Origin of the sequence: Aquabacterium sp. NJ1 (genome assembly GCF_000768065.1) — a bacterium.
In the GTDB taxonomy this organism is placed as follows: domain Bacteria; phylum Pseudomonadota; class Gammaproteobacteria; order Burkholderiales; family Burkholderiaceae_C; genus Aquabacterium.
Genome location: NZ_JRKM01000001.1, coordinates 1,485,485 through 1,498,947, shown reverse-complemented (window position 1 = coordinate 1,498,947; position 13,463 = coordinate 1,485,485). Strand labels below are relative to the sequence as shown.

Below are 13,463 nucleotides of genomic sequence, written 5' to 3'. Positions count from 1 at the left end.
TTCAGTTTTCCTGAATCGAGAGCGAGGGCTCGTTGACGGGCGTGCTTGGCTCCAAGGCCATGGCCGTTGGCGTGCTCACGCTCGCTTGGGCAAACAAGGCTAGCTGGTTGATCGCGTGTCGGGCCGAAGCCAGGAATGCGGCCTGCAGTTGGAACACATGCCAACGACCGCTGTACACCTCAAGCCGGCTGGCGACACCGCAGCGGAGCGCCTGTTCATTCAGCCTGGCTGAATCAGAGCCCAGCACTTCCTGGTCCCCGACCTGGATCAGCATCGGCGGCAGCCCTGACAGATCGAGGCCAAGGATGTTCGCATCCGACGAGTCCGAAGCAGCGGCATGCCATCGCAGTGCCTGTCTCAGCCATGAAATATTCAGCATGGGATCGACTCGCATGGCGGTCGTCATGGTGGGCCCACTCAGCGTGCCGTCGAGGAAGGGGGACAGGAGCATCAATCCCGCGGGCAAAGCGCCGCCCTCGTCTCTCAGTTTCAAGGCCAACATGAGCACAAGCGCGCCCCCTGCCGAATCGCCGCAGAGGACGATGTCCTGGGCCGACAGCCCTTGCTTCAGCAAGGCTCGGTAGCAGGCCAAGGCGTCATCCAAAGCCGCAGGATGCGGGTGCTCAGGCGCGAGGCGGTAATCCGGCACGCAAACGGTCATGCCGGTTGCCGCAGCCAGCCTGGTGGTGAGGGTGCGGTGGGTGCGCGGACTGCCCACACAGAAGCCACCGCCATGCAGATAAAGCATCACCTTGCCTGACCTCGGGTGGCTCATGGGGGAAACCACTTCCACCTTCACGCCGTCCATGTCTTTCAGTCGAACGTGTGTGCGGCCCTCACTGGGCATGAGGCGAGACAAAGTCTCGACGACGATTCGCTGGATGGCGACATCAACCGGGGGGCGGATGGCGAGCTTGAAGGTGCTCTTGAGCATCACCCTCAAGGCCGCAGCGTTCAGCGTCTCCATCGCGCCGATCGGCTCTGCGATCTTCGTCACGTTCGCCGAAGCCTGAACAGGCGTGGAGAAGAGGTAGGCGTTCAGCGAAGCATATCTGGTCAGCCAGCGGTAGCCAAAGGTGAAGCCCGGCCAGTTCGTGCTGTTGTGCCCGTTGGCATCGACATACCAGCTCTTGCAGCCTTGCCACACGGTGGAGGCGAGTCGCCTTTGCACCATGCGGCCGAATTCGGTGTAGCGCGAAGGGTCCACCTCGATGGCCTCAGCCTTGAGCTTCCTGGCGGCTTTCAGGCACTTCACCACGTGCGCGATCTGGCTTTCGAGCATGTAGATGATGGAACTGTGGCCCAGGTTCGTATTCGGGCCGTACAGCATGAAGAAGTTGGGGAACGCCGGCACGGTGATGCCCAGGTAGGCCTGGGCCCCTTGCTGCCAGGCATCGTTGAGGTCACGCCCGCCGCGTCCGGTGATCTTCATCGGCGCAAGGAACTCTGTTGCCGCGAAGCCGGTGCCGTAGATGATCGCGTCCACGGCATGCTGGCGGCCATCGCTGGTCTCGATGCCCTCAGGCGTGATGCGCCGGATGCCATCGCTCACCACCTTGACGTGAGGCTTGGCCAAGGTCGCGAGGTAGTCATTGGACAGCAGGATGCGCTTGCAGCCAATGGGGTAGTCCGGCGTCAGGCGAGCCCGGAGTTGAGGGTCCGCAACCTGCCGGCGCAGCAAGGCCTTGAAAGGCAGCCCCACCACCAGGTCCATCAACGACCTGACTCTGGTGAAGCCGACAGCGCGGCCTTCATACTGCGTGTAGATCCGGGCCCTGTGGAGCTTCATCGTCCAGGGCTGTGCCGCGAACAGTGCTCTGCGCCAACCCGCATAGGGGCCATCTGGACGAGGCAGGATGTACGGCGCCGACCGCTGAAAGACGGTCATCTCCTTGACCTTGCCTGCAATCGCGGGCACGAACTGGATGGCCGATGCACCCGTTCCCACCACGGCCACGCGCTTGCCATCCAGGGCTTGCTCATGATCCCAATGCGCCGAATGAAAGGCCTGCCCCCGGAATGTCTCTATGCCCGGCAGTTTGGGGTAGACCGGCCGACTGAGCTGGCCGGTGGCCGTGACCAGCACACGAGTGAAGAAGACCAGGCCGGCCCGGGTGGTCACGGTCCAGAGCGCGAGCGCTTCGTCATAGCTCGCTTGCGCCACTTCCTGGCCGAACTGGATGAAGGGGCGCAAGCCATACTTGTCGGCACAGTGCTTCAGATACTGGTGGATTTCCGCTTGCGGGGCGAAGACGCGAGACCAGTTGGGATTGGGCTCGAACGAAAAGGAGTAGAGATGGGACGGCACATCGCACGCGGCGCCGGGGTAGGCGTTGTCGCGCCACACGCCGCCCACCTCCTGCTGCTTTTCCAGAATGAGGAACGCCCCGAGCCCCGCCTTCTTGAGGGCGATGGCCATACCGACCCCGGCGAAGCCCGTACCGATGATGAGGGCGTCCAGGGGTTTGTTCTGTTCCAAGCCGATACTTTGCATGCGATGAAAACCCGCCAGTGCGGCAGTTTGTTGAGGCAATGGCCCGCATGATGGTTTGAATCGAATGCTTCGTGAATGTTGAGATAGGTCAAACGCTTTATGATTTAGGCCACCCCCTCATTTACAGGTTGGCATGAGTTTCTGGAGCTACAAGCGCAGTGCGGCGAGCGTCAAGTTGTTGGTCGAATTCGGCCAGCGGCGTGGCATGGATGCCGGCCGACTGCTGGCGCGCACCGGGCTCAAGGAGGCCGATCTGGTGGATTCCAGCGTGGAACTGGACGCCCGCCAGGAACTGGCCGTGGTCGAGCGCCTGGTGAAGGGACAGAAGCAAGCTGGGCTCGGGCTGGAGGTTGGCCTTTGCTACAACTTCGCCTCTTACGGCTTCTGGGGGCTCGGCCTGATCAGCAGCGCCACGGCGCTTGACGCGCTGACGCTGGCCTTGCGCTTCATTCCGCTGACGTTCGCCTTCTGCGACATTTCCAGCAAGCTCGATGACGATGTCTGCTCGGTGCGCTTCGCCGAACCGGACGTGGAGCCCGATGTCCGGCAATTCCTGCTGGAACGAGACATGGCCGCCGCGTCCCGATTGATGCGGGAGACGCTGGGGCCGGCGTTCGCGTTGTCGAGTTTCACGCTCAAGCACGCGCATCGGCCCGACGCTTCGGTGCTGAGCACGATCCAGCGCGAGACGGGCGTGCAATTGGCGTTTGGCGGAAAGGCCAACAGCCTGTCGTTTGACCGCAAGCTGCTGGACCTTCGTTTGCCGCAAGCCAACCCCATCACCGTGGCCATGTGTGAGCGAGCCTGCCTCGATTTGCTGGAGCGCCGACGCGCGCGCTTGAGCACGCAGGAATGGGTGCGTCAGTACCTGGCCGTGGTACCCCTGAACGCGATACCGACCTTGCCCCAAGCCTCACAGGCGATGTGCATCAGTGACCGAACTTTGAAGCGGCGGCTTCAAGACGAAGGCACGTCGTTCCGGGCTTTGGTGGCTGAAGTCCGGGGGCGCCAAGCGCAGGAATTGCTGGCTGATGAGTCCCTGTCGCTGAGCGACATCGCGGCTCGCATGGGTTTCAGCGATCTGTCGAGTTTCTCGCAGGCGTTCAAGCGATGGTTCGGGCATGCACCCTCTGCCGCACGGATCAAAATGAATTGATCGCGTCAGGACTTTTTCGTGAAACCTCTGCACAACTGACCGATGGTGATGCGGATGGGGGCTCACGAATGTCAACTTCAGGCAGGCGCCGAAACTGACATCAAAACTTGGGGGCAGCAATCAGCCAGCCAACGCCTTCACAGCCGTATCTGCCGAGTGGATGTCAGCGCCGTCAACCTGAAGAACGACGACCTCAGGCTCATCAAGCCAGCGAGGCCCCGTCTCTGGTCGCATTGACAAAGGCGGCAGCGGCTTTGCCCAGGGTGCGTTGCCTGTGGGTGAGCATGTAGAAGTGTCGTGCCGGAACGGGCCAACGCACGCGCGCAAGATGGCCCGCTTGAATGCGCGCCGTCGCGGCCAGTTCTGAGGTGGCGGCAATCAGATCGCTGCCAGGCAGCGCCTCCAGCACGGCGCCGTTGGATGGCAGTTCCAGGGCCACATTCAGGGCGGCGATGTCGCAACCAGCGGCGGATAAGGCCTCTTCGAGGTGAACGCGGGTGCCAGATCCTTGTTCCCGCATGACCCAGCGCGCATTCATCAAGTCACGCAAGCGCGGCCGCCTGCGGGTCAGAGGGTGCCCCACCGCCGCGAAGAGGCCGATCTGGTCGGCCCCAACGGGCGCCACCTCCAGGTTGGGGGCGTCCACCAGCCCCTCGATGAAAGCCAGATCCGCCTCCGCGTTGAGCACCTGATCGACGGCGCATTGGGTGTTGCCCACCTGCAGTGTCAATCTCACCTTGGGCACCAGGGTGGCGAACCGGGCCATGCGGGGTGGTAGCCAATACGTGGCGACCGTCTGGCTCGCGGCAATGCGGACCTCACCGCGCTCCAGGCCCGCCAGCTCGGTCAACATGGCACGCGCATGCTGAACCCTTGCCAGGATGGCGCGGGCTTCGGGGAGCAGCAACTGCCCGGCCTCGGTCAGCAAAAGGCCGCGCCCAACGCGGTCAAACAGGGGCAATGCATATCGCTCTTCCAGAGCAGAGATGGCCGCACTGACTGCAGGCTGAGAGAGGTGGACGCGCTCCGAGGCCCGCCTCATGTTCATCTCTTCGGCCACCGCCACGAAAACGCGCAATTGATCCAGTGTCATATCGATCAGGATATCTGATTGATTTGCTGAAAACAATCGATTGGACGAATTGAACGCCGGGCGGCATCGTGTGGGCATGGCAAACACGAAAAACCCCTCCGAACTCGTAGCGGGCTTGATCCTGAGTGCACTCGTCGCACTGGTATCGGCTGCTGCAGCCCACGTGCTGGAAGTGGCATTCGGGCGCTCTGTCATCGAGCCGCTGGTCCTCGCCATCCTGATCGGCGCAACGGTTCGGACGGCCTGGGGGCTGCCTCAGCGCTGCTTGAGCGGCACGCACTTCGCCGCGTCCAGGCTGCTGGAGTGGGCTGTTGTGCTGATGGGCTGCACGATTCATGTCCACGTTCTGAAGACGATGGGTGCCGGCTTGCTGGCGGCGATCGTGATCACCGTGGTGGCTTCCATCTGCACCACGTATGTGATGGCGCGTTTGATGCGGGTGCCTCATGGCATGGCGACCTTGATCGCGTGCGGCAACGCCATTTGCGGCAACTCTGCCATTGCGGCGGTGGCCCCGGTCATCAAGGCTGACCATGAGGATGTGGCCACCTCTGCGGCCTTCACCGCGGTGCTGGGCATCGCCGTTGTCATGGGCATGCCGCACTTGGCCGCTGCGCTGCGCCTGGGGCCTGCGGCGAGTGGCATCCTGGCCGGCTTGACCGTCTATGCCGTGCCGCAGGTGCTCGCCGCCGCCGCGCCCATGGGGCCGATGGCGGTGCAACTGGGCACGATGGTGAAGCTGATTCGCGTGCTGATGTTGGGCCCCGTGGTGCTGACCTTGGCGATGCTGCATGCCAGACGATCTGGCGGCCACCAGCCCAGTTCGCTGCCTGCACGCCGGTGGGGCGATGTGCTGCCGGGCTTCATCGTGGCGTTTCTGGTGCTGGCATCTGTGAGCGCCACCGGGGGCATCGCGCCGGCCTGGGCTGATGGGGCGCAAGCCCTGAGTCGTTGGTTGACTCTGATTGCCATGGCGGCGCTGGGCCTGAGCGTCAACCTTCGGCATGTCGCGGCGGCCGGCCCTCGGCTCTCACTGGTGGTGACGGCTTCGCTGGTCGCTTTGACCGCGATGGCGTGGCTGGCTGTGCAGTGCGTGGCGCTTTGAGGGCTGCGGCGGGCTCAAGTTGCCAGCCCGCTGAGCGCTTGGGCCACGTTGACGCGAGACATCCGCCACGCTGGCACCACGGCTGCGAGCAGGCCCACAAGCAGCGCGAAACTGGCTTGCATGCGCAAGGTGCCCGGCGACACCGTGTAGCCATCAACCAGGCTGCCCACGGAAGACACGAACAAGGCCGACGCCGGGTAGGTGAGGGCGATGCCCGCCAGCACGGCCAGGCCTGCGATCACCATGCTTTCGCTCAACAGCAGGGTGGCCACGTAAGCCGGCGAGAAGCCCAGGGCCTTGAGCGTGGCGTATTCGCGCAGGCGTTCTGTGGCCGACATGGTGATGGCGTTGGCCAGCACCAGCAGGCTGATCACGATGAGGCCCATGCTGACGATGCGCAACCACAGCAGCACGTTGCGGCTCATGGCCACGATGGACAGTTGGTACGAGCGCTCGCTTTGGGTCTTGGTGGCGGCGGCCGAATCCTGGAAGAGGGCGTCGATGCGTGCTGACACGGCCGGTGCGAGGCCCGCGTCGTCGATGCCCACGACGTAGACGCCGATGAGATCGGGTGTGTTGCTGCCCAGCCGGGCCCGGAGCGTGCCGGCGAGCAGGTCCCAATGCACGAGCATGAGTGCGTCGTCGGCCTTGTGGTCGCGCGGCTGGTAGATGCCCCGGATGGTGAAGGCCCAGGCGCCAGGGTATTTGTCGCCGCGGATGGGCAGGGTGTCACCGATCTTGAGGCCCAGGGTGGCGGCGAGTTTGGGGCCGATGACGGCGCCTTGTTTGTCTTGCTGGAAGGCGCGCAGTTGGGCGTCGGCAAGCTGGTATTCGGGGTAGACGCTGAAGTAGCTGTCAGCGTCCACGGCCAGCTTGGTGAAGGGCTGGCGGTTGTTGCCGTGGATGCCGCCAAACCAGGTGAGCCAGGTGAGCGAAGCAACGCCGGGCACGCTGCGTATCTGCTGAGCCTGGGTGAGCGGCAGCGGGTGGGTGAAGGAGACGGCCGAGCGCGTGATCAGGCGGGTGCTGGAGCTGGCATCCGCGCTGGCGTACCAGGCTTCGATCACCGTGTTGATCAGGCCGCAGGCCATGGTGGCCACGGCCAGGCCCAGCACGGTCAGCAGGGTTCGGAGCCTGTGCCGAAAGGCGTTGCGGATGGCAAGTTGGAGCAGGCCCATGTGCTGGTGTTTGGCTCAGGGCTTGCCCGTGGGCTTTGGCCCGGCAGCGCTGCCTGAGCGAGGTGAGGGTGAGGCTGTTGGTGCAGTTGACGGCACGCTGCTGAGCCGTGGGCTCTTGCTGCCCGCCTGCGCGGCGCTGGCGCTGGCTTGCGTCATCCAGCTTTGCAGGCCGCGCCAGGCATACAGGTTGTAGTCGAGCACCTCGTCCACCGGGCGGCGCATGCCGTCGGCAATCCACATGGCGCCCACTTGTATGGCCAGGCTCAGCAGGCCGCTGGCCAGCCATTCGACATCCAGCCTCTTGCGCACGTTGGCGGGCACCATGTCTTCGGCCAGTTGCTCCATCAGCACGACGTATTCCTTCAAGGCGCCGCGTGAGCGTTCGAGGCTGAGCTGGTTGGCGCTGACGGCGTCGATCAGCATGATCTTGCCGCGGCGGGGGTCTTCCTGGATGAAGGTGTAGAAGGCGCGCAGGCCTTCGCGGGCCAGGCTTTCGATGTCCTTGGGGGCGGCGAACAAGGCGGTGCTGACGCGTTTGACGAGCTCGGTCTTGAGCAAGGCGTAGACCTGGTCGAAGGCGTGTTCGGTGCTGCTGAAGGATTCGTAGAAGTAGCGCTCGGTCAGGCGTGCCCCGGCGCAGATGTCGCGCATGGTGGTCTTGGCGATGCCGTGTTGGGTGAAGGCGTCCAGCGCGGCCTCCAGCAGCTTTTCGCGGCGCTGCTGGCGACGGTCGTCTGCGGATTCGCCGCGCCAGGGGCGGGTCACATTGGGGGCGGAGTTTCGCTGGTTCATGGTCCTCACTGCCTCAGGTTTGGCTGCGCTGCAAGCTGGGCGCCTGGGCCGATGCAGGGCCGTGTGCGTGGTGCTTGCTGCGTGGGGTGTCCGGCGCCTGGTGTTGCCCAAGCTTCGCAGCGACTATATCAATGTGGGGTTGCTGCAGCATGCTCACGTGGTTGCCCGGTATGGGCTGGACGCGGGCCCGCGGGACGAATCGCAGCCAGGGCGTGGCGCGGTCCTGGCCGGATGGGGTGTCCTGGGCGCAGACGATGAGGGTGTCGACGTCCAGCTCGGCCAGCGGCATGTAGCGCGTGTTGAGGTTGGCGTGGAACACGCGCACCAGATGGACCACGCTGCTGGTCTGGCTGGCCGGGCCCAGCAGGCCGGCCTGGATCATCGCGCGGTGCAGCGCGGCAACTTGTTCTTCGGGGCCCATGGCGGCGAGTGCCTCGCGGCGCAGCGGGAGTGCCTGGCCAGCTTGCTGGGCGAGCAGGCGTGTGAGTTCGATGAGGGCGTTCAGCCGGTCGAACTGGCGGCCGGCCGCGCCCTGGATGGAGGGCGGCGTGCTGTCGAGCAGGACGAGTTGGCCGATGGGGCGGCCGGCTTCGCGCAGTTGCCGGGCCACCTCGAACGCGATCCAGCCACCAAAGGAGTGGCCGACCAGGGTGATGGGGCGAGGCAGGCCCAGCGCCAGCAGCGCCTGCACGTGGTGCCTTGCGGCTTCTTCCACGGTGTCAAAGGGCGCGGCCTGGCCGTCCAGGCCACGAGGCTGCAGGCCCAGCACGGGGATATGCGGGCCCAGTGCCTGCGTCAAGGGCACGAAGCAGGTGACGTGGGCACCGGCACCGGGGATGCAGACCACGGTGGCCTCGGCTGAGGAGCCGGCCTGGATGGCCACCACGGCTGAGCTGTTGGCGCCTTGTGGCGCGGAGATGAGCGAGGCGAGGCGCGGGCTTGTGGGCGCCGCGGCTGGCGTGGCCTGCTGAAGGGCCTGGTTGATGTGCTGGGCCAGCGTGTCGACTGCAGGCGCGCGCAGGATGGACCAGTGGTCTGCCTCGATGGGGTGCACGATGAGCTGGCCCGCCAGGGTGCGGCGCCAGGCCTGAACCTGTTGTGCTTCACCTCCTGACGCGGCGTAGTAGTGCAGCGGGCCCGCCATGGCCAGCGGCGGCAAGGGGCTGTGCTGCACGAGGTGGGCGAGCGTGCTGGCCTGGGCCAGCAGAGGGCCGATGGCTTGGGCATCGAGTTCTGCTGGCAGCAGCCGGGCGCGATGGGCTTCGTCGATGATTTGCTCGATGCGGGGCGTGGCGTGGGTGTCAGACCAGCGTTGCAGTTGGGCGCGGTGCGTGGGGGCTTCCAGGTCGATGGTGCTGGCCAGGTAGGCCAGGAGCACCTCGCGTGGTGTGGCGGCCGTGGCGCCTGGCGTGGTGGTGGGAGAAGGGGCCGGGCAGGGCGCGTCGATGAGACCGAGGTAGGCAACCGTCTCGCCCAGCGCCACGAGGCGTGCCGCCGTGGCGTAGGCCAGCACCCCACCCGCGGACCAACCCGCCAGGTGATAGGGGCCGTGTGCTTGTACCTGCTGGATGGCTTGTGCGTGCAGCTCGGCCAGTTGGGTCAGCGAGCTGAAGGCTGCTTGGCCCGATTGTTCATGGCGGGGCAGCGTGAGGGCATGAACCGGCCGGTCCGTGTCGATGAGGCGGCTGAGTGCCACGTAAGGCAAGCCCGAACCGGCCAGATCAGGCAGCAGGAACAGGGCGGGCTTGTGGCCTTGTGCGCGCAAGGCCAATGTGGGGGAGGCCTCATGCGCAGGCTGCGTGTGTGCGCTGGCGCTTGCCGCGAGCAAAGCGGGCGTCGGGTTCAGGAACAGCTGGGCGAGCGGCAGGTGGACGCCCAGCGCGCTGACCCGGCTCATCAGCCGGGCCGCAGCCAGCGAGTGGCCACCCAGGGCGAAGAAGTCTGCATGGCGGCCGCATGGGGTATCCAGGCCCAGGGTGTCTTGCCAAATCAGGCACAGCGCGCGCTCCAGCTCGTTGCGGGGGCTGTCTTCTGGTGTGCGGGCAGGGGCGGCTTGATGGGCTTGCTGGCTGGCTTCGAGCAGGGCCGCGCGGTCCACCTTGCCATTGGGGGTCAGCGGCAGGCTGGGAACGGTGAGGATGCCACTCGGCAGCATGTGGGTGGGCAAGGCCTGGCGCAGGCTTTGGTACAGATCCTGTTGCAGCCCTTGCGGCGTTGCGGCTGCGTCGGCCTGCGCCCTGGGCACGACGAACGCGACCAGGCGCAGATCCGGTTGCGCGCTGCCATCGCCTGACGCTGCGGATGCCGCTTGGGGCAACACCACCGCGTCGCGCACATCGGGGTGCTGACGCAGGCAGGCTTCGATCTCGCCCAACTCGATCCGCAGGCCGCGCAGCTTGATCTGGTGGTCGTTGCGGCCCAGGTAAATCAGCGACCCATCCTGGCGCCAGCAGGCGAGGTCACCGGTACGGTACAGGCGCTCACCCGGATGCGCGGCAAAGGGATCGGGCACGAAGCGTTCGGCATCCAGCTCGGGGCGCCGGAGGTAGGCACGCGCCACGCCCGAGCCGCCGATGTACAGCTCGCCGGTGACTCCGATGGCTTGTGGCTGGCCATGCTGGTTGAGCACGTGGATGTGGGTGCCGGCGATGGGGCGCCCGATGGGCACGAGGCCATCGGGTGTGTCGGCATGGCATTCATGGGCGCTTGCGCAGATGGTGGTTTCGGTCGGGCCGTAGGCATTGACGAAGCGCCGGCCTCGGGCCCAGGTGGCCAGCACGCTGGCGGGGCAGGCTTCACCCGCCACGATCAGGGTTTGCAGCTCGGGCAGCAAGGGTGCGCCCTGGGTCGTGGCCGCGTGGGCCTGGTCGGCCATGGCGCTGAGTGCAACCGGGGGCAAGGTGGCGTGGGTGATGCGCTGCTCGACCAGGGTGCGGTACAGCGCGTCGCCGGGCATGAGTGCCTCGCTCGTGGCCAGGTACAAGCTGGCGCCATGGCACAGGGCCATGACCCATTCCCAGGTGCAGGCATCAAAGCTGAAGGAGGCGAATTGCAGGACGCGGTCACCAGGGCCCACGGTGAAATACTGCTGCTGCCAGCTGGCCAGGTTCTGCAGGCCGCCATGGGTCAGCACCACGCCTTTGGGCCGCCCTGTGGAACCGGAGGTGTAGATGACGTAGGCAGGGTCGGCAGGGCCCGGCCGCTTTGCGGACGAGGCCGGCGTTGAGGCCGGGGATGCCGCCTTGTTGGCCATCACCACGATGTGGCTGCCCTCAGTGTGCGGCCCTTCGAGGCCCGGCGCTGGTGCGCATGCCGGGGCCATGTGCTGGGCGAAGTCCTGGGCGAGATCCAGCAAGGATGCCTGGGTCAGCAGTGCCAGCGGCTGGGCATCGTCGCACATGAAGCGCAGGCGGCTGGGTGGGTAGCTCGGGTCCAGCGGCAGGTAGGCACAGCCGGCCTTGAGCGTGGCCAGCACAGCGACCATCATCTCGATGCCGCGGGGGAGCAGCACCGCCACGATGCGCTCGTTGTCGTTGTCGCTGGCCTGTGGCATGGCCATGCGCAGTGACCGGGCCAGGGCATCGCTGCGGCGCTGCAGTTCGGCGTAAGTGATGGCTTGCCCGTCGAAGTGCAAGGCGCAGGCCAGAGGTTGCAGGCGCGCCTGATCATCGAAGCGCTCGTGGGCCAGCCGCTGGGTGGCATCGGCGGCGGGGGCCGGGCCTTGCGCGAAGTGCCGCAGTTGCTGCCGGTCGGCCTCGGTCAGCCAGTCTAGTGTCTGGCAGGGTTGCTCGGGCGCGGCCTGGCAGACAGCTTGCAGCATCACGGCCCAGTGCTGCAGCCAGCGTTCGATGGTGTCGGTGTCAAACAGCTCACTGGCGTGCTCCAGCGTGCCGGTGATGTCACCTTCGTGCTCTTGCAGGCTGAGGGCCAGGTCGAACTGGGTGTGAGGGGTCTCCACCTCCAGCGGGCTGACGGTGAGGTCGGGCAGGCTGCCGGATGCGGCTGGCGTGTTGTTGAGGCTGAAGAGCACCTGGAAGACCGGCGCATGAGCCAGGCTGCGGGGCGGCTGCAGGGCTTCGACGATGCGATCGAAGGGCAGGTCCTGGTGGGCGTAGGCGGCCAGGGTGGCTGTGCGCGCGGTGTGCAGCCATTGCTGCACGGTGGCGTCGTCTGCCAGCGTCAGGCGCAAGGGCAGGGTGTTGACGAAGAAGCCCACCAGGCCTTCGAGTTCCTGGCGTGGCCGGTTGGCCACGGGGGTGCCGATGACGATGTCGTTTTGCCCGCTCAGGCGTGCCATCAGCAGGGCCCAGGTCGACAGCAAGAGCATGTGCAGCGTGATGCCGTGGCGTTGTGCGCAGCGCTGGAGTTCGGCGCTCAAGGCTGGGCCGAGCGCCACCGTGCTGCGCCGGGCTGCATGGCTGGCTTGTGCGGGGCGGGGCCTGTCTGTGGGCAAGGCCAGCAGGGCCGGGGCGCCGGCCAGGGTGGTGCGCCAGAAGGCAGCTTGCTCGCGCAGGGTGGCATCACCCAATGCGCTGCGTTGCCAGGCCGCGTAATCAGCATACTGAATGGGCAGTGGCGGCAGCGAGAGCGGCATGCCCTGCCTGTGCATGGCGTACAGCTGCACCAGTTCGCGCACCGCCACGCCCATGGACCAGCCATCCGAGATGATGTGGTGCATGGCGATGAACAGCAGGTGCTCGTCCTGCTTCACGCGGACCAGGGCGCCGCGCACCAGCGGGCCATGGACCAGGTCGAAGGGCTGCTGGAACACGGCGTCGCGCTCGCGTTCGTGCGATGCCTGGTCCGAGAGGGTCAAGGCCATCTCCTGCACGGGCAGCACGCGTTGCTCGGGCTGGCCATCCACGGCCGGGAAGACCGTGCGCAGGGATTCGTGCCGCTGGATCAAGGCATGGCATGCGGCGGTCAAGGCCGGTACATCCAGCTCGCCTTGCAGGCGCAGTGCCACCGGGATCACGTAGGCGGACGCAAGCCCCTCGATCTGATCCAGGAACCACAGGCGTTGCTGGGCCAGCGACAGGGGCAGGCGCTGGCTGCGATCGGCGCGGGGGATGGGCGCTTGGGGCATGCCGGCTTCTGCAAGCAAGGGCGCTTGCTGCGAGCGCAAGTCGAGCACAGCCTGGGCCAGGTCCGCCAGCCTGGGGGATTCGAAAACACGGCGCAAAGGCAGCGTCACATGCCATTGGTCTCGCACCCTGTTGACGAGTTGCACGGCCAGCAGGGAGTGGCCGCCCAGTTCGAAGAAGTCATCTTCACGGCGCAAGCCTTCGCGGTTGAGCAGGCTGGACCAGATGGTGGCCATGGCCTGCTCGATGCCGGCGTGTGGTACCTCTTGTGCGTCGGGCGCCGTGTTGGCGTGGTCAGGCGCGGGCAGGGCGCGGCGGTCGAGTTTGCCGTTGGGCGTGAGCGGCCAGGCGTCCACGGCCACGATATCGGCCGGGACCATGTACTCGGGCAGACGCGCCTTGAGATGCGCTTTGAGGTGGGCGCGCAGTGCGTGGGCGTCCGATGGGGATGAGGGTGCATGCCCGGCCACGTAGGCCACCAGACGGCGTTGGCCGGGCTGGTCTTCACGGGCCATGACAACAGCTTCCTTCACCCGCTGGTCTTGCAACAGGCAGGCTTCG

General features: G+C 66.1%; 7 protein-coding genes (1 of these 7 cut by a window edge). 2 read left to right on the top strand and 5 right to left on the bottom strand.

All coding sequences use genetic code 11. The features are described from left to right. Window position 1 precedes the first annotated feature (1 nt). Entirely contained in the window at window positions 2–2,494 is a 2,493-nt protein-coding gene (locus tag JY96_RS06325; protein ID WP_052162207.1) for an alpha/beta hydrolase fold domain-containing protein, read from the bottom strand. Between the two features lie 133 nt (window positions 2,495–2,627). Here JY96_RS06325 and JY96_RS06320 point away from each other — a divergent pair, with 133 nt between their 5' ends. Continuing rightward, window positions 2,628–3,650, top strand: a complete 1,023-nt coding sequence (locus JY96_RS06320) for an AraC family transcriptional regulator (RefSeq protein ID WP_035035898.1) — start codon at window positions 2,628–2,630, stop codon at window positions 3,648–3,650. A gap of 202 nt (window positions 3,651–3,852) precedes the next feature. On the opposite strand, the gene JY96_RS06315 is transcribed toward JY96_RS06320, so the two are convergent. Further along, window positions 3,853–4,743: a LysR substrate-binding domain-containing protein gene (locus JY96_RS06315; protein WP_035035897.1), complete on the bottom strand. Its 891-nt coding sequence runs from the start codon at window positions 4,741–4,743 to the stop codon at window positions 3,853–3,855. A gap of 76 nt (window positions 4,744–4,819) precedes the next feature. On the opposite strand from JY96_RS06315, the gene JY96_RS06310 reads away from it, so the two are divergent. Then, complete coding sequence (locus JY96_RS06310; protein ID WP_035035895.1) at window positions 4,820–5,848, top strand: YeiH family protein; 1,029 nt, start codon at window positions 4,820–4,822, stop codon at window positions 5,846–5,848. Between the two features lie 14 nt (window positions 5,849–5,862). On the opposite strand, the gene JY96_RS06305 is transcribed toward JY96_RS06310, so the two are convergent. The 3 genes in view from JY96_RS06305 to JY96_RS06295 are tightly spaced (at most 15 nt apart) and all read right to left on the bottom strand, a layout consistent with a single transcriptional unit that may run on beyond the window. After that, window positions 5,863–7,026: an FtsX-like permease family protein gene (locus JY96_RS06305; RefSeq protein ID WP_035035892.1), complete on the bottom strand. Its 1,164-nt coding sequence runs from the start codon at window positions 7,024–7,026 to the stop codon at window positions 5,863–5,865. Between the two features lie 15 nt (window positions 7,027–7,041). After that, complete coding sequence (locus JY96_RS22030; protein WP_052162206.1) at window positions 7,042–7,818, bottom strand: TetR/AcrR family transcriptional regulator; 777 nt, start codon at window positions 7,816–7,818, stop codon at window positions 7,042–7,044. A 13-nt stretch (window positions 7,819–7,831) separates the two neighbouring features. Beyond that, window positions 7,832–13,463, bottom strand: the final stretch of a protein-coding gene (locus JY96_RS06295; RefSeq protein WP_035035891.1) for a non-ribosomal peptide synthetase. It continues 23,000 nt past the right edge of the window; the window shows 5,632 of its 28,632 coding nt (coding positions 23,001–28,632); the start codon falls outside the window, past its right edge; the stop codon is at window positions 7,832–7,834.

Coding starts and splice junctions, on each gene's coding strand:
- JY96_RS06325 (WP_052162207.1), bottom strand. CDS start 2,494: ATGCAAAGTATCGGCTTGGAACAGAACAAACCCCTGGACGCCCTCATC.
- JY96_RS06320 (WP_035035898.1), top strand. CDS start 2,628: ATGAGTTTCTGGAGCTACAAGCGCAGTGCGGCGAGCGTCAAGTTGTTG.
- JY96_RS06315 (WP_035035897.1), bottom strand. CDS start 4,743: ATGACACTGGATCAATTGCGCGTTTTCGTGGCGGTGGCCGAAGAGATG.
- JY96_RS06310 (WP_035035895.1), top strand. CDS start 4,820: ATGGCAAACACGAAAAACCCCTCCGAACTCGTAGCGGGCTTGATCCTG.
- JY96_RS06305 (WP_035035892.1), bottom strand. CDS start 7,026: ATGGGCCTGCTCCAACTTGCCATCCGCAACGCCTTTCGGCACAGGCTC.
- JY96_RS22030 (WP_052162206.1), bottom strand. CDS start 7,818: ATGAACCAGCGAAACTCCGCCCCCAATGTGACCCGCCCCTGGCGCGGC.